The organism is Gymnodinialimonas ulvae (genome assembly GCF_037543845.1).
Taxonomy (GTDB): Bacteria; Pseudomonadota; Alphaproteobacteria; order Rhodobacterales; family Rhodobacteraceae; genus Gymnodinialimonas; species Gymnodinialimonas ulvae.
Genome location: NZ_JBBIFX010000004.1, coordinates 265,010 through 285,783, shown reverse-complemented (window position 1 = coordinate 285,783; position 20,774 = coordinate 265,010). Strand labels below are relative to the sequence as shown.

The window sequence follows — 20,774 nt, the reverse complement described above, 5'->3', positions numbered from 1 at the left end:
CCCTTATTGAGCTGCGATGGGTTCATAGATGGCATTGGGCAGGTCGTAGCCCCACTGCCGGAACCGTTCGGAATAATGCGAGCGCACGCCGCATGCGGTGAAATGGCCGATGATCTTGCCGTCGGGTTCAAGGCCTGTGCGCTGATATCGGAAGACTTCCTGCATGGAGATGACCTCGCCCTCCATCCCGGTGACTTCGGTGATCGACACCATGCGGCGCGAGCCGTCCTGCAGGCGCGAGGCCTGCACGATGAGGTGCACAGCCGCCGCGATCTGGGCGCGGACAGCCTTCAGCGGCATCTCGATCCCGGCCATGGCGACCATGTTCTCAAGGCGCGAACAGGCATCGCGGGCGTTGTTGGCGTGGATCGTGGTCATCGAGCCGTCGTGGCCGGTGTTCATGGCCTGCAGCATGTCGATGACTTCTTCGCCGCGTGTCTCGCCGACGATGATGCGGTCGGGACGCATCCGCAGCGCGTTGCGCAGACAGTCGCGTTGCGTCACCGCGCCCTTGCCCTCGACGTTGGGCGGTCGGCTTTCCATGCGACCCACGTGGATCTGTTGCAGCTGGAGTTCGGCGGTGTCTTCGATGGTCAGCACGCGTTCCTTGTTGTCGATGAACGACGAGAGCGCGTTGAGCGTTGTGGTTTTACCCGAGCCCGTACCGCCGGAGACGATGACGTTGAGGCGACAGGCGACGGCGGCCTGCAAATAGGCGGCCATTTCCTCGGAGAAGGCGCCGAAATTCACCAGGTCATCGATGCCGAGCTTTTCTTTCTTGAATTTACGAATCGAGACGAGCGAGCCGTCCACGGCAACCGGCGGCACCATGGCGTTGAACCGCGAGCCGTCTTTCAGGCGGGCGTCGACATAGGGGTTCGATTCGTCGACGCGGCGGCCCACGGCGGAGACGATCTTGTCGATGATCCGCAGGAGGTGGCGTTCGTCCTTGAAGCGCACGTCCGAGAGTTCGAGCTTGCCGGCGCGTTCGATGAAGACACGTTGCGGCCCGTTGATCAGGATGTCGTTGACGGTTTCATCTTGCAACAGCGGCTCGAGCGGGCCGAGGCCGGTGACTTCGTCGAAGAGTTCGGTGTTGAGCGTCTGCCGGTCTTCGCGGTTGAGCACGATGCCGAGTTCGGCCAGCTGTTCGCTGGTGATGGCGGTGATCTCGGAGCGCAGTTCGGTGTCCTTGGCGCCTTCGAGTGCCGACAGGTTGAGGTTGTCGAGCAGGCGATGGTGCATCTCGGTTTTGATTTCATCGAGACGCAGGCGGCGCTTGCGATCCTTGTCGTCGCCGTCGGGTGTGGCGGGCGTCTTGGCGATCTCCGTCACATTGTCGGGCTGGCGCGCGACCTTGGGCGAGGGGGCTTCGGGGGCTGCCGCGCTGGCGGCATTTTCGGCCGGTTTGGAGGCGTTGGCGCCGGCACCGGGTGCTCCGGTGGCCGGCGCTTGGCCGGGCTTTTTATATTTGGAAAACATTTACTTACCCTTCGCCTTCACGTCGCCGACCATGGCTTTGAACAGCCCGTCGGCGAGTTTGGTGATTTCTTTGCGCAGCGGGTTCTTCTTGGCCGAATCTGCCAAGGGTTCGCCGTTGTCGCAGGCCTGAGACACCTGCTTGCCGCCATCGGGCAATTGGTTGGAGAACGAGACGCCGAGGCTTTCGGCCATCTTCTTCATGCGGGTCTTGCCGTTGAGATCGGTCATGCCGGGGGCGCGATTGAGGACATATTGCACCTTGTCCAGCGGCAGATCTTCGGATTGCAGGGCCTTGATGAAGCGCATTGCGTTCTGGGCCGAGCGCAGGTCCAGCTCCAGCGTGGCGAAATACATGTCCGCGCGGTTCAGGACGGTTTCGGTCCACATGACCATGGTGCGGGGCATGTCGATGATGACGATGTCAAAGCATTGCGCGGCCAGGTCGAGCACGGCGCTGACCTCATCGGGGCCGATGATATCTAGCGGCACGATTTCCGAGGGCGTCGTGAAGACCGACAACTTGTCCTCGAACCCGATCAGAGCCTGCTTGAAGCCGTCGGTGTCCATGTTGGAGGCGTCTTGCAACATCTCCAGCATGACTTCGCGGCGCGGCAGGTCGAGATAGGTCGCAACCGAGCCTTGCTGCAGATCGAGGTCGATGATGCACACAGAGGGCGGGTTGGTCTTGTCGATCGTGGCCAGTTCCCACGCCATATTGACGGCCAGCGTCGTGGCACCGGTGCCACCGGCGAGGTTCTGGACCGCGAAAATGGCGGATTGCGTGTCGAGGCGTTGGCCGGTCGCCGGAGCGGCGGGGCCGTCGGCCGGAAGATCGGGCACCGGCGCAGGCACGGGTTTGGCGCGGATCTTTTCGATCGCGTCGTGCAATGCGCCCTCGGCCAGCGGGTAGGGGACGAAATCGTCGGCGCCCAGGCGCAGGAGTTCCCGCAATCCGGCGGTGGACAGGTTTTCGGGGATCAGGATGACCTTGATCTCTTTCGAACGGGCGGCGCGGATCACCTCGCCGACGCGACCGAGATCGGCCTCATCCTCTTCGCGCACGGCCAGTGCGACGAATTCCAGATTGCCGGGTTCAAGCGCGTTGATGAAATCGCGCGCTTCTTCAAAGCCCAGATCACCCCAGGCTTCGCCTAACTCGGTTTCCATATCCTCGATCAGAAGACCGAAGTGATGAACCATGCTTGATACCGTGCACGCGATGATCGGCGACGGTTCGGATTTCAATGCCAGTCCGCTACTCATTCCTCAAATCCCAATCTGCCCGAGGTTCCCCGGGTCATACTCTCGAATTCGCATGGGACGACCGCTCTGCTCGATCAGTCGATCCATGGACCCATTTCGGTGCCGAAACGACTCATGCCACTTCGGTCCTTCCCAAAGATGAAGGTGCTGGAAAAAAACGGCGAGAATGGGACACAAAAAAGGGATTACGTATACAATTCGAGGACATCGCAGTGGTTTGTCGCCAAACGAAAAACCGCGCCGGAGAGGCCCCGACGCGGTTTAACATACTGACTTTATTGATCGTTAAGCGTTACTCGGCGCTGGCGCTTTCGCCACCACCCCCACCGCTGCCGCCACGATAAGAGCGGTAGACGATCTCTGCGTAACGACCATCCAAGACAAGGTCGCTGTTCTCCACGAAGCCCGACACTTCCGTCACGGTGCGGCGATTGCGACGCTCTTCCATTTCGGTGGGCACGATCGGCTGCGTTTCACCCAGCGATACGAGGGCGGCCAGACGATGACGTGAGATGCCCTGATGAACCAAGAAGTTCACCGCCGCGCGTGCCCGGCGCAGGCCGAGGCGGTGGTTGTAGCCGCGGCTGCCGACGGCATCGGTGTGACCGAAGACCGAGAAGCGTGCTTCGGGGAAGTTCCGGATGAAATCCGCCTGTTGCATCAGGATCGCCCGCGCACTTGCGTCCAGCTCCGCCGAATTGAAGGCGAAGTTGATGGTGGTCGGCACTTCATTGGCGAAGCGCTCGCCCAGAACGGCGGCGTAGTTGATGTCGCCGTTGTGCAAACCGCGGTTGATGCGCGTCGGTTCCCCGAAGTTGCCTTCGTCGATTTCGGACCCGAGCGGGCGTCCGGTTTCGATGGCAAATTGGCCACAAGCCGAGAGCGCGAGGGTTGAGCCCATCGTCGCAAGGACGAGACGCCGTGAGGGAAGTTTGTTGGTCATGGTCGCCTCCTCAATCCAGGACGTAGCCGTAGGATCCCGAGAAATCCTGTTGCGCTACTTCGCCAGCGGCGGTGCCGGCGGCGGGGGCGCGGCCGGTGACCTCGCCCAAGAAGAATAGTTCCTGCTCCGTCGGGATGCGCACGCGATCCGTGGGCAACGACAAAGCGTCGCCGCGCACCGGGCTGACCAGATGGGCCGTCACGATGATCACCAGCTCCGATTGCGAACGCTGGTAGCTGGAGGAGCGGAACAGGGTCCCGAGCACCGGCAGATCACCAAGCCATGGCACCTGCCCGACGGAATTGCGGAAATCATCCTGCAGCAGGCCCGCGATTGCGAAGCTGTCGCCATCGCGCATCTCGACCGTTGTGGCGGCGGAGCGTGTGCTGAGCGCCGGGGCGGTGGAGCCTGCAAGAACCTCGCCGATCGAAGAGATCACGGCTTCGAGTTCGAGGTTGATGATATCGCTGTCGATGACAGTCGGCGTGAACTCAAGCTGCACGCCGAAGGGCTTGAATTCCACGGTAACGCCGCCGGATTCGGATTCCGTTGGCACCGGGAATTCACCACCCGCCAGGAATTCGGCGGTTTGGCCACTGAGCGCAGTGAGGTTGGGTTCCGCAAGGGTGCGGACCATGCCGTTGGCTTCGAGTGCTTCGATCAGAACCGCCAATTGCAGGCCGCCCGCCGAGAAGGCGAGGCCAAGCGCACCGTTGCGGTTGGCCAGCGCGCCGACGTTGTCGCCGGTGGCGTTTGGGATGCCCTGGGGCAGGTTGTTCGAGCCGAACGTCGCGCCGAAGTTGCCGGTTTCCGCGCCGACACCAATCGACGAGGACAGTTCCTGGCGCACGGAGCGCTGCATTTCGGCAAAACGGACCTGCAACATGACCTGCTGCTGTCCGCCGACCATCATCAGGTTGGAGACGCTGCCGTAGCGGGTTGCGAGTTCCATGGCGCGGTCGATGGCCTGGGCCGAGCCGACGGTGCCGGAGAGTACGATGCCATCATTGGCGGTGCGCACTTCGACGGGCTCGTTGGGCAAGATCTCCCGCAGGCGTTCGCGCAATTCCGCGACGTCGGGGACAACCTGCACCTCGACATTCGCGATGAGCGAGCCGTCGGGGCCCAGAAGGGTCATGCTGGTCCGGCCCGGGGCGCGGCCCAGAACGTAGATCGACCGTTCCGAGAGGGTTGCGATATCGGCGATGGCCGGGTTGGCCACCGAAAGCTCGGCGAACAGCATTTCGCTTTCGACGATCACCGCGCGGTTCATCGGAACCCGCAAGGTGCCGGTGCTTTCCCCTTCGACGACGCGCAGTCCCTGCGCCTCGGCCGTCAGGCCCGGTTGGATAAGAAGTGTGGCGCAGCCGAGAAGGCATGCACGCAGAAAACCTGTTATGCTCATGATGTGACCTGCCTCTATGTCACTGTTGATGGGCAATATTTTTATTCACCCTTTCAAGCACCATGCCCCAAAACCGTTTTTTACGCAATAATCACGGTATTGCAGAAGTATGTTAATGTGCCAAATCGACAACGGTTTGGATTTTATCCACAAGAAAGGGCGCCCCTGCTTGGCAGGAACGCCCTTTGGAATCTGTGGATAAATCTGTGGATCAGTTCACGCAGGTGACCTGCTCGACGACCACCTGGTTGCCGACGCGGCGGCGAACGGTGCAGACCTCGGGGCCTTCCTGGGCGACTTCTTCGATGTCACCGAGCAGGGCGGAGGTCGACACTTCGACAGTGCCGCTGTCGCTGTCGTCGCCGACGCCAACGAGGGCCAGGGTCAGGGTCCCGGTCGATTGCGCCTGGGTCAGGGCCGCGACGTCCTGGGGACGGGCGGTGACCGTGATGGTGCGTGCGATGGTCGGGCTGTTGCGCTGTTCGTCGGCGATCTGGTCGATTGCGATGATCTGCACATTGGTCCGGATCAGGCGGGTCACGCCTTCGCCGCCGCGCCCCTGTCCGGTCCAGTAGACGTCGACCCGGTCACCGGGCCGCAGGAAGCCGGAGACGCCGGAGTTGACGTTCACGCTGAGCGAGATGGCGCGCATCCCTTCGTCCAGCCGCGAGGCGACGCCCGCGTCTTCGCCCGGGGCGGTGATCTTGGTCAGAAGGATGGGCTCGTGCTGTTCCATCACGCGGATCACGGTGCGGCTGGCGCCGTCTTCATTTTCGGGGAACAGCTCTTCGATAGAGGCGAAGGAGCCGAACGGGACGAACTCAGCCGGCCATCGGACCAGTTGGACATCTTCCGCAGTCAATTGCTCGCCATAGGCCAGCTGCCGGGTGACGACGACAATCTCGGTCGTCGGCAGGATCGCGTCCTGCTGTTCGGCCAGAGCGGCCTGATATTGGTCGAAACGGTCCTTGGCGACAGACACCGCAAAGCCGGCAAGGCCGACACCGACCGCCAGAACCAGAATGAAAACGATACGCATAAGCCCACCTCGTGATTTGATCTTTCTCCGTCTGGGCGGAGACAAACATTGTTACTGGCGCTCTTTGTTGCAGGGAATCGGGGCGAAATCGTGTTGGGGTGGCGGAATCACGGTGGCCTTTCACCTCAAATTCCCCGGTGCGAACGCCGATTTCGTCGTTCGCAGACGATCAATCCAGCGCAACATCCGAGGCGGACGCAACGCCTTGGTTGTCGTCGAACGGGCTGGATGCAGGGACCGTGTTCGCAAGGCTGTTGGTGATGTCGGTCGAACTGTTTTCGGCCCCGCTGGAAATCACGACGATGGCTGCGAGGGCGAGGCCAACAACGCCGGCGGTCAGGACGACCCAATCGACGGTGATGGCGCCCGATTCATCGGACAGGAAACGCTTGGTACTCTTTGCGAACATGGGTTTGCTCCGTTTCGGTGCCCGGTTGGGCATGTTCAAGTGCAACACTCCGAACGGAGGGGCGCAGAAGCATTCGTGACGGGGTGATGGAGCGAAATTAAGGTCCGTATGTGTCTGTGCGGTGCCTGTGCAAGGTTTTCGGACCCCATTCGAGGGATGCCGAAACGAAACAAGCCGCCCCGAAGGACGGCTTGTCGCCAGGCCAGGCCTGAATGATCGTGTGCGATCAGTCGAGCGCGACGTCCGAGCCGGAGGTCACGTCGGTGTTGCCGACGAAGGGGTCCGCGTTCGGCTGCGCGTTGGCCAGCTCGTTGCGGATGTCGGTCGAGAGGTTCTCAACGCCCGAGGACACAACGGCCATCACGGCCAGGCCCAGGCCCACGAGGGCAGCGGTCAGAACAACCCAGTCAACCGTCACGGCGCCGGATTCGTTGGATGCGAAGTTTTGGATCATGGCTTTCATTGTCAGATACTCCATTTGACAGCGTTTAATTCAAGTTCAAGTGTCCGGGACTTTAGGGGGTGAGCCCCGGGGGTCTCCCTTTGACGAGGAGAGGTATCGCGGCCAATCGCGGCATGAATTGGACGAAGCGGCGATCTTTATGAGAAATCTACGGGCCGGTTTTGGGCACGTGCGCGGGTGTTCGTGAACAATCCTGCGCGACGGGCCGCGGATTGCAGGATCTAGAAACAACAAGGGCCGCCCAAACGGACGGCCCAAGTCATGCGTTACGGTCGGTGTGACCGGACTTAGTCCAGAGCGACGTCGTTGCCCGACGTCACGTCGGTGTTGCCGACGAAGGGGTCCGCGTTCGGCTGCGCGTTGGCCAGCTCGTTGCGGATGTCGGTCGAGAGGTTCTCAACGCCCGAGGACACAACGGCCATCACGGCCAGGCCCAGGCCCACGAGGGCAGCGGTCAGAACAACCCAGTCAACCGTCACGGCGCCGGATTCGTTGGATGCGAAGTTTTGGATCATGGCTTTCATTGTCAGGTACTCCAGTAAGACAAAAAGTATTCGGTTCAGGTTCAGTTTCAGGTTCAATGTACGGGGCAGGGGCGGGAGCCCCGGGTTGTCCCTGTGACAAGAACAGGTATCGCGGGCAATCGCGGCGCGAATTGGGCGTGGCAGGGTTATCTTTGGGAAGTCTAGAGGGTTGTTTCGTGTCAAATGGGCAGGCATGGTTAACACGATTTCGAATGTCGAGAGGGGCGCAGACCCGTCCGAGCGTCGAATAAGTGCAGTGATTACAGGTGTTTCATGATCAGATTTGCTGTGGCATGGGTCGCATGTGCGGCCTGCTGGCCCGTAATGGGCGCGGCGCAAGAAGGCGGAATTCGGTTTTTGAGCGCGCCGGAGGCGGGGTCCACCGCGCCGCGCATCACGATCCAAGTCACCGAAGAAGACATCGCCCGGCAGGCCGAGATCGCGGCCGCGCGCCCCGAAGCGGCGGCGCAGGTCGAGGACGGAGCGGCCGAGCCGCTTGCCCCGGTGGCCCCGGCTGAGGAGGCGCGCGGGGGGGCAACGGATTGGTTCTGGGCCACCATCCCGGCGTCGCTTCCGGCGGACCCGACCCGCTTCTGGGCCGCGCAGGATCATCTGGCCAGTGCCGAGGAGGCGGCGAACCTGGGCGCGCCACGGCTCGACACGGTCAGCCGGATCGCGCGCGAACACGGGCGCGAGATCCTGGCGGCGAGTATCGGCACGCAGGTCTCGCCCGCATTTGCGCTGGCGGTGATCGCGGCGGAAAGCGCGGGCCGGTCGGACGCCGAAAGCGGTGCGGGCGCGCAGGGCTTGATGCAGTTGATCCCGGCAACCGCCGAGCGGTTCGGTGTGGAGGATTCCTTTGACACCGCGCAGAACATCGCGGGCGGGATCGCGTATCTGGATTGGTTGATGGAAGAGTTCGACCGCGACCCGATCCTCGTGCTCGCCGCGTATAATGCGGGCGAGGGGGCGGTGACGCGCTCGGGCGGGGTGCCGAATTACGAGGAAACCCGCACCTATGTCCCGCGCGTGCTTGCGGCATGGGGCATCGCGCGGAGCCTGTGCATCACGGCGCCCGAGCTGGTGTCGGACGGCTGCGTGTTCCAGATCATGGATTGAGAGGGGCCGTAGCCGCGTTGGGTGCTGCGTGACGGGCGCGGATGGTCCCGCCCGTCGTGCGATTGCAACGGGGCCGGTTAGACGATCTTGGCTTGGGTGGCCGCGCGCAGGTCGTCGTCAGTGACGCCCTCGGCGGTTTCGACGATCTTCAGCCCGCCCTCGACCACGTCCAGCACGCCGAGGTTGGTGATGATGCGGTCCACCACGCCTTTGCCGGTCAGCGGCAGGGTGCATTCCTTGAGCACCTTCGAATCGCCGTGCTTGTTGGTGTGGTCCATGACGACCACAACGCGGCCCACGCCCGCGACCAGATCCATTGCACCGCCCATGCCCTTCACGAGCTTGCCGGGGATCATCCAGTTGGCGAGGTCGCCGTTTTCGGCCACTTCCATCGCGCCCAGGATCGCCATGGCGATTTTGCCGCCGCGGATCATCCCGAAGCTTTGCGAGCTATCGAAGTAAGAGGTGTGGGGCAGTTCGGTGATGGTCTGCTTGCCCGCGTTGATCAGGTCGGCGTCCTCGTCGCCCTCGATCGGGAAGGGGCCCATGCCGAGCATGCCGTTCTCGGACTGCAACGTGACTTCGATGCCCTCGGGGATGTAGTTGGACACCAGCGTCGGGATGCCGATGCCGAGGTTTACGTACCAGCCGTCTTCAAGCTCCTGCGCCGCGCGGGCGGCCATCTGGTTGCGATCCCACATTATGCTGCCCTCACTGTGCGTTGTTCGATGCGTTTCTCATGGTCGCCCTGAATCAGGCGGTGCACATAGATGCCGGGCAGGTGGATGGCGTCGCCGTCGAGCGTGCCGGTTTCCACGATTTCCTCGACCTCAAGGATGCAGATCTTGCCGCACATGGCCGCAGGTGGGTTGAAGTTGCGGGCGGTCTTGCGGAACACGGCGTTGCCGGTGGCGTCGGCCTTCCATGCCTTGACGATGGACAGGTCGGCAAAGATGCCGCGTTCGAGGATATACTCCTCTCCATCGAATTCCTTCACTTCCTTACCGTCGGCAATCACGGTGCCGACGCCGGTCTTGGTGTAGAAGCCCGGAATGCCCGCGCCACCGGCGCGCATGCGTTCGGCCAGCGTGCCTTGCGGGTTGAACTCAAGCTCCAGCTCGCCCGAGAGGTATTGCCGCATGAATTCTGCGTTTTCGCCCACGTAAGACGACATCATCTTCTTGATCTGCCGGGTGGCCAGTAGCTTGCCCAAGCCGAAATCGTCGACGCCTGCGTTGTTGGAGGCGACGGTGATATCCTTGGTGCCGGCCGCGACGATGCCGTCGATCAGAAGTTCGGGGATGCCACAAAGACCGAACCCGCCCGCCGCGATCAGCATGCCGTCGAACAGGACGCCGTCGAGTGCCTCGGACGCGGAGCCATAGACCTTTTTCATCGCATCTGTCCCCTGAAGTGCTGCGTTGCGGCGCAAATTGGCGCGCGCGCGGCGCGAAGTCAACGTGAGGCAGACGCGATCAATGGCGAAGCTCTTTGGCCCGAAAGCCTGCGATCCGTTTGGGGGCGGTGGGGTTAAACGCTTTCCAAAGCGCGTCCGAGCAAAGGACGGCATCGCCGAATCTGGGCTCGCGCCATAGGTGGCTTTCACCGGAAAGGCGCGCAGGATCGTAAACGACCCGTTTTCCGCGTTTATGTGGCCCAACGTAATAGTCGAGGTATCGCGCAACGATTTTGTCGGGGTCTCGGACCTCCCGCGGGGTGCCGTCTTCCGTCGATATCGTTTTCCAACCGTGAATCGCCCTGAACGCCGTCCCCGCATCGGCAATCGAGGCTTCTGCACGGTACACGTTCAGCAGGAACCACGGCCCTTCAATTTCGTCGCCATTGCGCCAAGTCACCCTCAGGGTAAAAAACTGATGTTGGCCGGGATCAAACGCCTCGATTTCCTTGACGAGAGATTGGTGGATCACCCGACCATGGGCTCCGGTGGTGAAGAAAAGGGGAAGCTTGCCTGTGCGCGCGCTGATTTTGAGGTGTTCGGGAACCTCCCATGGGGCGAGCTGTTCGCACCCAGTATGGAAGATACGCGACAATTCTGCGCGGCGGTCGAGTTGCGGGACACGATTGTCCCAATTCACGAACTCACCCGTCCGCGAATTCCGACCCGACATGGCCTGATCGATCACGTAGACCATTAAAGGCCCAGGGTCTCTTCCATCTCGGCAATCTGGTTCGAGACGTAGCGGTTGAAGCGGTCTGAGGGCTGCTGGCCCTCGAACTTCTGCTGGAACGGGTCGGGGGCGTGGATGTTGCTGCCGGACATAGCCTCCAGGACCGCATGGCCGAGGAATGGGACGTGGACTTCGGAATAGCCGCCTTCATGGGCCATCATCAGGCGCCCGTCGCACAGGTCAGCTGCGGCCTCCATTGTCATGTCGGTCAGCGCGCGGAAGGTCTCTCCGCCCGCGATCATGCGGCTGAGCGGGTCCACAAGTGAGGCGTCGAAGCCGCAAGCCACCACAATGGCGTCCGGCTGGAAGGCATGGAGGGAGGGGATCACGAGACGCTCGAACGCCTCGATATATCCTGCGTGGCCGGTGCCGGGGGGCAGGGGGATGTTGAGGTTGTAGCCCACGCCCCCGTCAGACCCGCGGTCCACGAAATCACCGCTGTCGAGGGGGTAGTTCCGTTCCTGATGAAGCGAGATGGTCAGCGTATCGGCACGGTCATAGAAAATCGCCTCGGTTCCGTTGCCGTGGTGCACGTCCCAATCAATGATGGCGACCCGGTCGGCCAGTGCCTCGGCGCGGGCGGCTTCCACGGCAATGGCGATGTTGGCCAGAAGGCAGAAGCCGTTGGGAAAATCCGGCAGGCAATGGTGCCCGGGCGGGCGCGAGAGGGCGTAGGCGTTTGTGTGGGTGCCTTGCAAAACGCTGAACAGCGCGGCTTTGGCCAGCCCCGCAGACAGAGCCGCGATCTCGAATCCGCCGGGGCCAAAGGGCGTGCGCAGGCCAAGCTCGCCGCCGCCGGCGTTGGACATCTCCTTGAACTGGCGCAGGTAGCTTTCGGGGTGGATGCGCAGGAGGTCGTCGTGCGTCGCGGGCGGGGCGGTCTGGGTGTCGAGTTCCGACCACAGGCCGGTGACATGAAGGAGATTCACCAACCGGCGCTTGGTTTCGGGGTTTTCGGGCAGGCCGCCGCCGGGCTGGATCAGACCGCCGACGGGCAGAAGCCCGGCGTAATTGCCGCCACCATGCCAGAAGCAACGCTCATCCCAGAAAAAGCCGGTTGTCATCAGGTGCCCTCCGTTGACGCGCGATTTTGGGGGGAATGCGGGCGAATGGCCAGTGGCGCGGCGATGGGCGTGATCGCAAGGGAGGGGCGCGAAGAATGGGTCAGGTGTCGGGGCCTTGAAGCTGATACGCGCCTTCGGGCAGATCGAGGGCGGCGGCGAGATCGCGGACCTGCGCGAGGGATAAGGTGATGGTGCGCATCTGATCGGTGCGGGGGTCGGCCTGTTGCAGGGTCACGCATTCCTCGAAGGTGGAGATGATGACGTCTTCGAGAAGCGGGGCATCGCCCTCATCTACAAGGGTGACGATGGTGGCGTCGAATTCGTGCTCGATGGTAAACATGGCGCCACGCTAGGCGCGGGTGCGGGCCTTGCCAAGCCTTTCGCGCCGCTGATGCAGACGGAAAAGCGCGGGCGCGGCGATATGGTCGTAGGCGAGAGCGGCACCCCACCGCAGGCCGGGCAGGCGCACGGCGCGGGCCAGCCAGCGCATCCGGGGCAGGTGGTCCCAAATTGCCGCAAAGGCCGCGATGCCGGACAGCCGCGTGCCATCGGGCAGGCGCGCGTGAAGGCGGCGCTTGGCGTCTTCGGGGGTGAGGGTCCAATCGGCCAGATCGGCATCATGGAGATCTTCGAAGCGCAGCGGTGCGTCGATTTGATCAGCGCGGCGGCGGTACTGCGCGATTTCGGCGGCACATATCGGGCAGCGCCCGTTGAACAGGACATGGGTCGGTTTCATCCGCAACGATATAGGCGCGGCGCGGCGGATGCCCACAATTCTGCGATCCGGACTGGACGTGGCGGGATGGGTGGCTACGGTCTATCGTGTTGATTTCAGACCGGAGATACCATGCGCCCGTTCCTTATCCTTCTTGCGACCTTGTCCCTTGGCGCATGCGTGAATACCCCCCCGGCGGGGACCGTGCTTCCTACGGAGGCGCAGATCCCCGAGGCCCCGACCGGTGTGCCGGTGTCCGTGGCGCGTGCGCAGCAGGTCTCGGCGCGGATGGAGCCGGTCGCCGAAGCCGTCTGCCGGGCCGAGATCCCGGGCCGCAATTGTGATTTCGATATCGTTGTGTTGCGCGACCCGCGTGCCGGTGTGAACGCGTTCCAGACGATTGACCCCGAAAACGGGCGTCCGTTGATCATCCTGACCGTTGGGCTGATCTACGAAGTGCGCAGTGATGATGAATTGGCGTTTGTGATTGGCCATGAGGCCGCGCATCACATCGCGCAGCATATCGACCAGCAGCAAAGCGCGGCCGAGCGCGGGGCGCGGATCTTTGGCAATACCGCGATCCAGAGCGGGGCCAGCCGCGAAGAGGTGATCGAGGCGGCGAACCTGGGCGCGCTGGTGGGCTCGCGGCAGTTCAGTCAGACGGCCGAACTTGAGGCCGATGCGCTTGGCACGATCATCACCTGTCGCGCGGGGTTTGACCCGGTTCTGGGGGCGGAGTTGTTCAGCCAGTTGCCCGAGCCTCAGGACAATGTGCTTGGGACCCACCCGCCCAACCGCGAACGCGTGCGGGTCGTCCGCCAGGTGGCGGCGCAGAACTGCTAGCCCGCCAGGTGGCGGCGCAGAACTGCTAGCCCGCCAGGTGGCGGCGGCTTCTTTTGACCCTCCAGCTCGGCAAAGCTGACGGACAGTCGTTTCAAGTGCAAAAAACCGGAAATCATGGCATCCTTTTCCCTGTATTGGACAAGGAGATTGCAGATGATCCGTTTTTCCATCCTTCCGCTGGCCGCCGCGGTGTTGTGTATCGCCGCGCCGATCGCGCAGGCGCAGCAGCACATCTTGGGAGATTACTATGCCTACGGCCGCAATGCCGACGGCACGGCCTATTCCGGCACGGTGGCGATTTTGGGCAATGACAACGGCACCGTGGCGGTGAATTGGTCGGTGGGATCGACCTATTCCGGGATCGGCGTGCTGAACGGTGACGTGTTGACCGTTGAATGGGGGGCGGAGCATCCGGCGTTCTATATCGTGATGCCCGATGGGGAATTGCACGGCACCTGGGGCGATGGCGCGGGGCTGGAATTGCTGACGCGCACGCCGCGTTAATCCGTCAGCGTTCCCCAGAGGTCGTAGTCGCTGGCCTCGTCCACGGTGACGGACACCAGATCGCCCGGGTTGAGATGCGCGAACCCGTCGTCGATGAACAGGTTGCCGTCGATCTCGGGCGCGTCGGCCATGGTGCGACAGGTCGCGCCCTCGGCATCGACCGTGTCGACCAGGACCTGCATCGTTGTGCCGACTTTTGCAGCAAGCTTGGCTTCGGAAATGGCCTGCGCCTTTTCCATGAAGCGTTCCCAACGGTCTTGCTTGACCTCAGCGGGGACGTGATCGGGCAGGGCGTTGGAGCGCGCCCCGGCGACGTTTTCGTATTGGAAGCAGCCCACGCGGTCGAGTTGCGCCTCGTCCATCCAATCCAACAGGGTCTGAAACTCCGCCTCGGTTTCGCCGGGGTAGCCGACGATGAAGGTGGAGCGCAGGATGATATCGGGGCAATCCCGGCGCCAGGCCGCGATCTCGTCCAATGTGCGGGAGGCTGCGGCGGGGCGCGCCATGCGTTTGAGCGTGTCGCGATGGGCGTGCTGAAACGGGATATCAAGATAGGGCAGCAAGCCGTTGGCCGGATCCGCCATGATCGGGATCAGGTCGCGAACATGAGGATAGGGGTAGACATAGTGCAAGCGAACCCAGGCACCGAGGGTGGATAAGTCGCGGGATAGGTTGAGGATCGGAAACTTCTCATCCCGCCCCTTCCAATCGGTGCCGTAGGCGGAGGTGTCCTGGCTGATCACCAGGATTTCCTTGACCCCGGCCTCTACAAGCTTTTCGGCTTCGCGCAAAACGGCGTGTTGCGGGCGGCTGGCGAGGCGGCCGCGCATGTCGGGGATGATGCAGAATTTGCACTTGTGATCGCAGCCTTCGGCGATCTTGAGATACGCGTAGTGGCGCGGGGTCAGTTTGACACCTGCAGGGGGCAGAAGGTCGATGAACGGGTCCGGCGCGGGCGGGACGGCATCGTGGACGGCGTCGAGCACTTGTTCGTATTGGTGCGGGCCCGTCACGGCCAAAACCTTGGGATGCGCGCCGGTGATGTAATCGGCTTCGGCACCCAGACATCCGGTTACGATCACCTTGCCATTGGCCTCAAGCGCCTCGCCGATGGCATCGAGGCTTTCGGCCTTGGCGCTGTCGAGAAAGCCGCAGGTGTTCACGATCACGGCGTCCGCGCCGCCATAATCGGGGCTGATGGCGTAACCCTCGGCGCGCAACCGAGTCAGGATACGTTCGCTGTCGACAAGGGCTTTGGGGCACCCGAGAGAGACCATGCCGATGCGCGGCTGGCCGGGGCGCGTGGCCTCGGGCACCGCGGCGCGGGCGAGGTCGGGGCGAAGATTGGGTGGGTTTTGAGCCATGCGTCTGCCTTATCGCGGGGGCGGGCGATGTGGAAGCCCCCGGTGCCTCGGCAAGGGCTTGCGCATGGGGCAAGTTCGGGATGGGCGCGGCGTTCCGGGGCGGCTAGTCTGCGGGTTCGAGCAGCGGCATGGTCAAAGGCAGAGACACCAAGCGATGCGTCTTCTTTTCGCAATTCTGGGATCCATCGCCGTTCTGGCCTTGATGGTGCTGGTGGTCTTTCTGGCGCTTCCGGCGGAGCGTTTGGCACGGGTCGCGCTGGATCGTCTGACGTCCGAGACGGGGCGCGAGATTACCATCGAGGCGGCCACCCGCCCGACGTTGTGGCCCGATCTGATGATCTCGGTGGCCGGGTTGGAGGTTGCAAACCCAGACTGGGCCGGGCCGCGCCCTTTGTTGCGGGCGGAGGCTGCGACCTTGCGTGTGGGCTGGAGCTCGCTTTTCGGCGGTGAGGGGAGCGTCGACCGCATCGAATTGACCGGCGCTGCGTTGAATTTGATCCGCGCCGAGGACGGTCGGATGTCGTGGCGGAACGGGGAGACCTCGCTGCTGCCGTTGGTCCTGCGACAGGCGGTGATGCAGGACGCGCGGATCCGATACGAAGACGCGGGTACGGGCGGCGGGGTCGATTTGCGGCGGGTTTCGGCGCGCGTTGACCTCGACGAAGGGGCAAGCGGATCGGCTGCCTTCACCGCCTCGGGCGTGGCGCAGGGCGAGGTGATGGAGCTGTCGGGTACGATCACGCAAGCAGCCCGGTTTTTCGAAGGCACTGAGCAGCCGGTGCGATTGGATCTGGTCTGGGGCGCGGGGCAGGCGCAGTTCAACGGTCGCGCGGCATTGAGCGGCGGCGCGGAGGGCTCGGTCGAGATGGAGGCCACCGATCTGGCCCCGGTGCTTGCGCTTACCGGTCGCGAAATGCCCGAAGGAGTAGCACGATTGGTGGGGGATCGGGTGGCCGTCAGCGGCACGATTTCTACGGCGGAAGGCGGTTCGCTCCACCTGCGCGACGGGGTCGTGGGATTGGGCGAGACGAGATTGAATGCGGCCTTCGATCTGGTGCCCGGTGAGCAGCGCCCGCTGCTGCGCGGCACGATCACGGGCGGGCAAATCGGGTTGGATACCGCATTGGGATTGAGCGGTCTTGCGCCGGACGGGACGTGGTCGCGCGCGCCCTATGACGTCAGCGGCTTGTTCGCGCTGGACGCGGATCTGACGGTGCGGGCCGAGGCGCTGAGCCTTGGGGCGTTGGACTTGCAGGGCCTGGATCTGCGGGTTGGCCTGACGCGGGGGCGGATGGTGGTCGACGTGGCCCGTGTCGAGCTGGCGGAGGGGCAATTGGCCGGGCAGTTCGTTGTCAACGGGCGCGGGGGCCTGTCCGTCGGGGGCGATCTCTTGTTGGCGAATGCGCAGGCCGCGCCGCTTTTGCAGGCATTGTTGGGCACCGCGCCGCTGGCCGGCCGGGGGTCCGCGTCGATCGAATTTCTGGGGGTCGGCGACGACCTGTTCACGCTTCTTGACGGGCTGGAAGGGGAGGGTGATCTGAGCCTTGGTCAGGGGCGGCTTGAGGGTGTGGATCTGCGCGGCGTGGCGTTGAATGCGCGTGAGCGAGCGGAGGCGACGGAGTTTGATCGTCTGCTGTCCGAGGTCCGGATCCGTGGCGGGGTGGTCATCGGTGAGGAGCTGCGATTGGATGCGTTATGGGGCTCGTTGATTGGCGAGGGGCGTGTTGATCTGGCGCGGCGCGAGGTGGCGTTGCGGCTGGTGCCGGAGCGTTGGCCCCCGCGCGAATTGCCTGTGCCGGTGGTGATTTCGGGGCCTTGGGACGGGTTGGAGATTGTGCCGGACGCGGCAGCTTTGGAAGCGCGGGCCGCCGCCGCCGCTGCCGAACGGGCACGCGCGGCGGAGGTTGCGCGAATTCTGGGCGGGCCGCTGGGTGCGGGGGCCGCGGACGACGGCGCAGAGACCGCGCCTGATTTGGAAATTGAGACCGAGGAGTGAGCCATTGAGACCGGTATTGACCGTGACCCTTTGCCTGAGCCTGTCGGCCTGCGGGGGCTTTGGCCTGTTCGAGCGCGGTGAACGCGCCGCAGGTGGCGCTTCGGTTGCGCCGACGGCCGACCTTTACCCCGGCGAGACGCCGGAAATGCGCGCCTTGGTCAACGAGTACGCGGCGCGGCACGACATACCGGTGGCGCTTTTGCACCGGGTGATCCAACGCGAAAGCGATTACCGCGCCGATGCGCGGGCGGGGCCGTATTACGGGTTGATGCAGATCCTGCCGGAAACGGCGCGAACAATGGGCTTTCAAGGCGCGCCCAACGACCTTCTCGATCCGCGCGTGAACCTCGAATACGCGGGGCGGTATTTGCGCGGGGCGTGGCTGGTCAGTGACGGCGACATGGACGCGGCGGTCATGTGGTACGCGCGCGGGTATTACTTCGAGGCGCGGGATCGGTGCATGCTGGTGGAAACGGGCCTGCGCGCGCGCGAGGTCGCGCGGCACTGTCGGTAAAAGTTGCGCCACGCCAAGGGGATGGCTACCTCTGAGGGATGGAAAGAACACCGGTTCATCAGCGCTCGGTCAAAGACCTGCCTGCGCGCGACACGTGGAGCGCGCTGGAAAAGGATTTGTGGAAAGAGTGCAAGTTGGGCCGCGCGGCTGTTCTGGTGGGCAAATCGGACCTGCCCGAGGATTGCGATGATGACGACCGAAAGGTGCGGGCGGAATTTATCCGCTACCTGATGTGGGGCGGCTCGGACGAGGACGGCGGATTTCGCCCGCATCCGAAGGGCGTCCATATCGAGGGGGGCTGGATCGAGGGGAAGCTGGACCTTGAGGCCTGCACCTCCTCCCTCGACCTGTCCTTGCACAATTGCCGATTTGAACACCCCGTCACGCTGCGCGATGCAAGAATAGGGGCGCTCTACCTGACCGGGTCACACCTGCTCGGTGAGGTGGACCTGCACCGCCTGACCACGGCGCGAGATGTGCACCTGCGGGGTGGCTTCCGCGCCGATGGTCCCGTAGACCTCGGCGGCGCACGGATCGGCGGGGCATTGTCCTGCGTTGATGGCAAGTTCCTGGCGAAGTCGGGCCCCGCGCTGAATTGCAATGCGGCGGAAATCGGGGCGGATGTATTCCTGCGCGGTGGGTTCGAGGCGGAGGGACGCGTGGATTTCGTTCGGGCACAGATTGCGGGCAACCTTCGCATCGAACCATTGGACGGCACTGCGCCCTGGATCGAGGTGGGAATCGACCTTGAGGGCGCGCGGATCGGGGGGGGGATTGTTTTGGAAATCCGTCAAAGGGGCGCGGGGCGTGGTGGACCTGACCGAGGCGCGAGCAGGGTCATTGCGCGATGATTGGGCGGCATGGGACGGGGTCGGAACGCTCAAGCTGGACGGGTTCAGCTACGACCGGATGGAAGGATCCATGTCGGTGCAAAAGCGGCTGGAGTGGCTCGACTGCGCGTGCGACGCGATGGATGTCGACAAGGACGTCGGGCCGAATTTTGACCCGCAGCCCCATGTGCAGCTTGCCAAAATCCTGCGCGAACAGGGCAACCGGGACGGCGCGGCGCGTGTCTTGGTGGACCGGGAGCGGCGGCAGCGGAAGGCCGTGCGGGATCGGATTTGGGCGCAGAACACCAGCCCACAAGGATTGGTGGCGTGGCTTTGGATGTTATGTTTGGGCCTGCGCGATGCCTTGTTCGGGTGGGTGTTCGGCTACGGCCACCGTCCGGCTTTGGCGCTATGGTGGGTGCTCGCCCTGATCCTTGCGGCGGGCGGGATCAACCACATGGCGTTTGAGGCGGGGCATTTCGCGCCGAATTCGGCGATTGTGATGACGTCGCCTGATTGGATCGCCGCAGTTGCGGACCCGCCCGACGACAGGCCCGCATTGGCGATGTGGCTAGAGAGCGCCGCCGCGCGAGATTACGAGACGTTCACATGGTGGCTTTACGGATTGGACCTTGTCCCGCCGTTGGATGCGTTGGGTCAGGAAGAGGCATGGCGCGCGACACCTGTGGCGTTCTGGGGCAATCTGGCGTTCTACAGCCGCTGGTTTTTCCAGATCGCGGGCATCGTGATTGCCGCCGTGGGCGCCGCTGCTTTGACCGGTCTGGTGGGGCGGCGCGACTGACGCGCGGGGCCTAGCCGTATTCGTCCAGATGCGCGGCAATCGACGCGCGCAGGTTATCGTCGTCAATCGGGCCATGCAGCGTTCCGACATGCCGCCCGTCCCCGTCGAGCAGCACCAGTGTCACATGGGACACGCCGTGGTTTTGGGCAAACAGCCGACCGTCCAGCGTGGCAACATTGGCCACGAGAAAATGGAAATCATCGGCGTTGTAGGGCCGCAGGGCGCGCCGGGTTTGGCGTTGCAGGGCGCTGCAGAGCGGGCATTGCGGGTCGTGGACCTGCACGATTGACGGAAGACCGTCGCCGATCTTGGTGAGGTCGAACTCGCAGATTGACGCCCGAACATAACCGGTGCCGAAATACCCGGCGAGGCCCACGGCTGGCACTGCGATGGCAGCGCCGCGCAGAAGGCGCAACGTGCCGCGGCGGGTCACCCCGGGCGTGGGCGTGGGCGCATTGAAGGCCGCGCGAGATTTGCGGGTTTTCTTGGTCTTGCGTGCCATGCCGAACGATCCTTCCCCGAGGCTGTTGGGAACCCTAGGGCCAGTCGCGTTCGAGGTGCCAGTCACAAAAGCTTGATCAGGGGCTGCCACCGACCCGGGCCGTCCCAGGCGGGTGCGTGCGGACAATTACCTGCGGCGGTCACGGCGCGAGGACATCGGTTGGAAGGCGACCCCGACATGGGCGTCGCAATAGGGTTTGCCTTGTTGCACCGGCAGACCGCAGAAATAGAAATCCTCGGTCGCCGGGTCGCCGATGGGCCATTTGCAGACCCGCTCGGTCAGCTCCATCAGGCTGATCCGCTTGGCGTGCTTCTCGACCTCGTTGACCTTGGCAAGGGCCTCGGGGCTGATCTCATTGGCGGATGGCTGCGGCGGAAGCGGCTGCCCGGCGGGCGCGATGGGCTTGCGCAGCGGCGTCACGTTGGACGGGCGCGGCGCCGGCACTGGTGCGGGCTCGGCGGCCTTGGTTTCGGGGGCGGGCTTTGGGGCCGCCTGCGCCTTGGGTGGCGGCGGGGCCTCCTTCGCGGCGGCGGGTTTGGACGGGGCCGAGGTGCCCCCACCGCCGGAGCGGTTCGAAAGGCCCAACCGATGTACCTTGCCAATCACGGCATTGCGCGTGACACCGCCCAGTTCCTTGGCGATCTGGCTGGCCGACTGGCCTTCGCCCCACATCTTTTTCAACAATTCGACACGTTCGTCGGTCCAGGACATGCATGCGTTCCGATTTTGGGGCGCGGGTGATGCGCGGCGGTCATTGGGTCAGCACATATGGTGTCGCGCAGCCCGGAAAGGAAGCCCTATTCT

At 63.7% G+C, this 20,774-nt stretch carries 24 protein-coding genes; 7 read left to right on the top strand and 17 right to left on the bottom strand.

The window, feature by feature from the left end:
- Positions 1 to 3: 3 nt before the first annotated feature.
- From V8J83_RS18525 to V8J83_RS18490, 8 genes are all read right to left on the bottom strand, one after another.
- Positions 4 to 1,482 (bottom strand): TadA family conjugal transfer-associated ATPase, encoded by a 1,479-nt coding sequence (locus tag V8J83_RS18525; RefSeq protein ID WP_339987982.1) that lies wholly within the window; start codon positions 1,480 to 1,482, stop codon positions 4 to 6.
- On the bottom strand, positions 1,483 to 2,745 hold the full coding sequence (locus V8J83_RS18520; RefSeq protein WP_339987981.1) for a CpaE/TadZ family protein: 1,263 nt from the start codon (positions 2,743 to 2,745) through the stop codon (positions 1,483 to 1,485).
- Between the two features lie 292 nt (positions 2,746 to 3,037).
- Entirely contained in the window at positions 3,038 to 3,688 is a 651-nt protein-coding gene (locus tag V8J83_RS18515; RefSeq protein WP_339987980.1) for an OmpA family protein, read from the bottom strand.
- A 10-nt stretch (positions 3,689 to 3,698) separates the two neighbouring features.
- The gene (locus V8J83_RS18510; protein WP_339987979.1) at positions 3,699 to 5,093 is read right to left on the bottom strand and encodes a type II and III secretion system protein family protein; all 1,395 of its coding nucleotides are present in this window, start codon (positions 5,091 to 5,093) and stop codon (positions 3,699 to 3,701) included.
- Between the two features lie 211 nt (positions 5,094 to 5,304).
- Positions 5,305 to 6,132: a Flp pilus assembly protein CpaB gene (gene cpaB, locus V8J83_RS18505; protein ID WP_339987978.1), complete on the bottom strand. Its 828-nt coding sequence runs from the start codon at positions 6,130 to 6,132 to the stop codon at positions 5,305 to 5,307.
- A gap of 169 nt (positions 6,133 to 6,301) precedes the next feature.
- Positions 6,302 to 6,541 carry a Flp family type IVb pilin gene (locus V8J83_RS18500; RefSeq protein ID WP_339987977.1) on the bottom strand — a complete coding sequence of 80 codons (240 nt, stop codon included), beginning with the start codon at positions 6,539 to 6,541 and terminating at the stop codon, positions 6,302 to 6,304.
- 226 nt (positions 6,542 to 6,767) lie between these two features.
- A complete protein-coding gene (locus V8J83_RS18495; protein WP_339987976.1) occupies positions 6,768 to 7,019 on the bottom strand; it encodes a hypothetical protein in 252 nt (83 codons plus the stop codon).
- Positions 7,020 to 7,291: 272 nt separating this feature from the next.
- Entirely contained in the window at positions 7,292 to 7,528 is a 237-nt protein-coding gene (locus tag V8J83_RS18490) for a hypothetical protein (protein WP_339987975.1), read from the bottom strand.
- A 273-nt stretch (positions 7,529 to 7,801) separates the two neighbouring features.
- Between V8J83_RS18490 and V8J83_RS18485 the strand changes: the two genes are divergently transcribed.
- A complete protein-coding gene (locus V8J83_RS18485) occupies positions 7,802 to 8,647 on the top strand; it encodes a lytic transglycosylase domain-containing protein (protein WP_339987974.1) in 846 nt (281 codons plus the stop codon).
- A 77-nt stretch (positions 8,648 to 8,724) separates the two neighbouring features.
- On the opposite strand, the gene V8J83_RS18480 is transcribed toward V8J83_RS18485, so the two are convergent.
- The 6 genes from V8J83_RS18480 to V8J83_RS18455 all read right to left on the bottom strand — a co-directional run bounded on the left by V8J83_RS18480 (position 8,725) and on the right by V8J83_RS18455 (position 12,636).
- Positions 8,725 to 9,351 carry a 3-oxoacid CoA-transferase subunit B gene (locus V8J83_RS18480; RefSeq protein ID WP_339988036.1) on the bottom strand — a complete coding sequence of 209 codons (627 nt, stop codon included), beginning with the start codon at positions 9,349 to 9,351 and terminating at the stop codon, positions 8,725 to 8,727.
- Positions 9,348 to 10,043: a CoA transferase subunit A gene (locus tag V8J83_RS18475; protein WP_339987973.1), complete on the bottom strand. Its 696-nt coding sequence runs from the start codon at positions 10,041 to 10,043 to the stop codon at positions 9,348 to 9,350. Before V8J83_RS18475 ends, V8J83_RS18480 begins: the two co-directional genes overlap by 4 nt.
- Positions 10,044 to 10,122: 79 nt before the next feature.
- On the bottom strand, positions 10,123 to 10,800 hold the full coding sequence (locus V8J83_RS18470) for an imm11 family protein (protein ID WP_339987972.1): 678 nt from the start codon (positions 10,798 to 10,800) through the stop codon (positions 10,123 to 10,125).
- Positions 10,800 to 11,900: a class II histone deacetylase gene (locus V8J83_RS18465; protein WP_339987971.1), complete on the bottom strand. Its 1,101-nt coding sequence runs from the start codon at positions 11,898 to 11,900 to the stop codon at positions 10,800 to 10,802. Before V8J83_RS18465 ends, V8J83_RS18470 begins: the two co-directional genes overlap by 1 nt.
- A 100-nt stretch (positions 11,901 to 12,000) precedes the next feature.
- The gene (locus V8J83_RS18460) at positions 12,001 to 12,240 is read right to left on the bottom strand and encodes a DUF8831 family protein (RefSeq protein WP_339987970.1); all 240 of its coding nucleotides are present in this window, start codon (positions 12,238 to 12,240) and stop codon (positions 12,001 to 12,003) included.
- Positions 12,241 to 12,249: 9 nt separating this feature from the next.
- Positions 12,250 to 12,636: a thiol-disulfide oxidoreductase DCC family protein gene (locus V8J83_RS18455; protein WP_339987969.1), complete on the bottom strand. Its 387-nt coding sequence runs from the start codon at positions 12,634 to 12,636 to the stop codon at positions 12,250 to 12,252.
- A gap of 183 nt (positions 12,637 to 12,819) precedes the next feature.
- Here V8J83_RS18455 and V8J83_RS18450 point away from each other — a divergent pair, with 183 nt between their 5' ends.
- A complete protein-coding gene (locus V8J83_RS18450; protein ID WP_339987967.1) occupies positions 12,820 to 13,458 on the top strand; it encodes a M48 family metallopeptidase in 639 nt (212 codons plus the stop codon).
- A 153-nt stretch (positions 13,459 to 13,611) separates the two neighbouring features.
- Positions 13,612 to 13,962: a hypothetical protein gene (locus V8J83_RS18445; RefSeq protein ID WP_339987966.1), complete on the top strand. Its 351-nt coding sequence runs from the start codon at positions 13,612 to 13,614 to the stop codon at positions 13,960 to 13,962.
- Here V8J83_RS18445 and rimO read toward each other — a convergent pair.
- A complete protein-coding gene (rimO, locus tag V8J83_RS18440; RefSeq protein ID WP_339987965.1) occupies positions 13,959 to 15,326 on the bottom strand; it encodes a 30S ribosomal protein S12 methylthiotransferase RimO in 1,368 nt (455 codons plus the stop codon). The two genes, V8J83_RS18445 and rimO, sit on opposite strands and share 4 nt — an antisense overlap.
- Positions 15,327 to 15,480: 154 nt before the next feature.
- Between rimO and V8J83_RS18435 the strand changes: the two genes are divergently transcribed.
- Genes V8J83_RS18435 through V8J83_RS18420 form a run of 4 tightly spaced genes read left to right on the top strand, consistent with a single transcriptional unit; the run spans position 15,481 to position 19,468 of the window.
- A complete protein-coding gene (locus V8J83_RS18435; protein WP_339987964.1) occupies positions 15,481 to 17,322 on the top strand; it encodes an AsmA family protein in 1,842 nt (613 codons plus the stop codon).
- A 4-nt stretch (positions 17,323 to 17,326) separates the two neighbouring features.
- Positions 17,327 to 17,836: a transglycosylase SLT domain-containing protein gene (locus tag V8J83_RS18430; RefSeq protein ID WP_439649802.1), complete on the top strand. Its 510-nt coding sequence runs from the start codon at positions 17,327 to 17,329 to the stop codon at positions 17,834 to 17,836.
- 38 nt (positions 17,837 to 17,874) lie between these two features.
- On the top strand, positions 17,875 to 18,687 hold the full coding sequence (locus V8J83_RS18425) for a hypothetical protein (protein ID WP_339987963.1): 813 nt from the start codon (positions 17,875 to 17,877) through the stop codon (positions 18,685 to 18,687).
- Complete coding sequence (locus V8J83_RS18420; protein ID WP_339987962.1) at positions 18,644 to 19,468, top strand: hypothetical protein; 825 nt, start codon at positions 18,644 to 18,646, stop codon at positions 19,466 to 19,468. Before V8J83_RS18425 ends, V8J83_RS18420 begins: the two co-directional genes overlap by 44 nt.
- 10 nt (positions 19,469 to 19,478) lie before the next feature.
- Here the strand turns inward: V8J83_RS18420 and V8J83_RS18415 are convergent, their stop codons facing one another.
- Entirely contained in the window at positions 19,479 to 19,970 is a 492-nt protein-coding gene (locus V8J83_RS18415; protein WP_339987961.1) for a YbbN family protein, read from the bottom strand.
- A gap of 126 nt (positions 19,971 to 20,096) precedes the next feature.
- Positions 20,097 to 20,681 carry a GcrA family cell cycle regulator gene (locus V8J83_RS18410; RefSeq protein ID WP_339987960.1) on the bottom strand — a complete coding sequence of 195 codons (585 nt, stop codon included), beginning with the start codon at positions 20,679 to 20,681 and terminating at the stop codon, positions 20,097 to 20,099.
- Positions 20,682 to 20,774: the final 93 nt, after the last annotated feature.

Coding starts and splice junctions, on each gene's coding strand:
- V8J83_RS18445 (WP_339987966.1), top strand. CDS start 13,612: ATGATCCGTTTTTCCATCCTTCCGCTGGCCGCCGCGGTGTTGTGTATC.
- V8J83_RS18470 (WP_339987972.1), bottom strand. CDS start 10,800: ATGGTCTACGTGATCGATCAGGCCATGTCGGGTCGGAATTCGCGGACG.
- V8J83_RS18455 (WP_339987969.1), bottom strand. CDS start 12,636: ATGAAACCGACCCATGTCCTGTTCAACGGGCGCTGCCCGATATGTGCC.
- V8J83_RS18410 (WP_339987960.1), bottom strand. CDS start 20,681: ATGTCCTGGACCGACGAACGTGTCGAATTGTTGAAAAAGATGTGGGGC.
- V8J83_RS18495 (WP_339987976.1), bottom strand. CDS start 7,019: ATGGAGTATCTGACAATGAAAGCCATGATCCAAAACTTCGCATCCAAC.
- V8J83_RS18485 (WP_339987974.1), top strand. CDS start 7,802: ATGATCAGATTTGCTGTGGCATGGGTCGCATGTGCGGCCTGCTGGCCC.
- V8J83_RS18525 (WP_339987982.1), bottom strand. CDS start 1,482: ATGTTTTCCAAATATAAAAAGCCCGGCCAAGCGCCGGCCACCGGAGCA.
- V8J83_RS18460 (WP_339987970.1), bottom strand. CDS start 12,240: ATGTTTACCATCGAGCACGAATTCGACGCCACCATCGTCACCCTTGTA.
- V8J83_RS18415 (WP_339987961.1), bottom strand. CDS start 19,970: ATGGCACGCAAGACCAAGAAAACCCGCAAATCTCGCGCGGCCTTCAAT.
- V8J83_RS18520 (WP_339987981.1), bottom strand. CDS start 2,745: ATGAGTAGCGGACTGGCATTGAAATCCGAACCGTCGCCGATCATCGCG.
- V8J83_RS18465 (WP_339987971.1), bottom strand. CDS start 11,900: ATGACAACCGGCTTTTTCTGGGATGAGCGTTGCTTCTGGCATGGTGGC.
- V8J83_RS18490 (WP_339987975.1), bottom strand. CDS start 7,528: ATGAAAGCCATGATCCAAAACTTCGCATCCAACGAATCCGGCGCCGTG.
- cpaB (WP_339987978.1), bottom strand. CDS start 6,132: ATGCGTATCGTTTTCATTCTGGTTCTGGCGGTCGGTGTCGGCCTTGCC.
- V8J83_RS18515 (WP_339987980.1), bottom strand. CDS start 3,688: ATGACCAACAAACTTCCCTCACGGCGTCTCGTCCTTGCGACGATGGGC.
- rimO (WP_339987965.1), bottom strand. CDS start 15,326: ATGGCTCAAAACCCACCCAATCTTCGCCCCGACCTCGCCCGCGCCGCG.
- V8J83_RS18435 (WP_339987964.1), top strand. CDS start 15,481: ATGCGTCTTCTTTTCGCAATTCTGGGATCCATCGCCGTTCTGGCCTTG.
- V8J83_RS18475 (WP_339987973.1), bottom strand. CDS start 10,043: ATGAAAAAGGTCTATGGCTCCGCGTCCGAGGCACTCGACGGCGTCCTG.
- V8J83_RS18510 (WP_339987979.1), bottom strand. CDS start 5,093: ATGAGCATAACAGGTTTTCTGCGTGCATGCCTTCTCGGCTGCGCCACA.
- V8J83_RS18425 (WP_339987963.1), top strand. CDS start 17,875: ATGGAAAGAACACCGGTTCATCAGCGCTCGGTCAAAGACCTGCCTGCG.
- V8J83_RS18500 (WP_339987977.1), bottom strand. CDS start 6,541: ATGTTCGCAAAGAGTACCAAGCGTTTCCTGTCCGATGAATCGGGCGCC.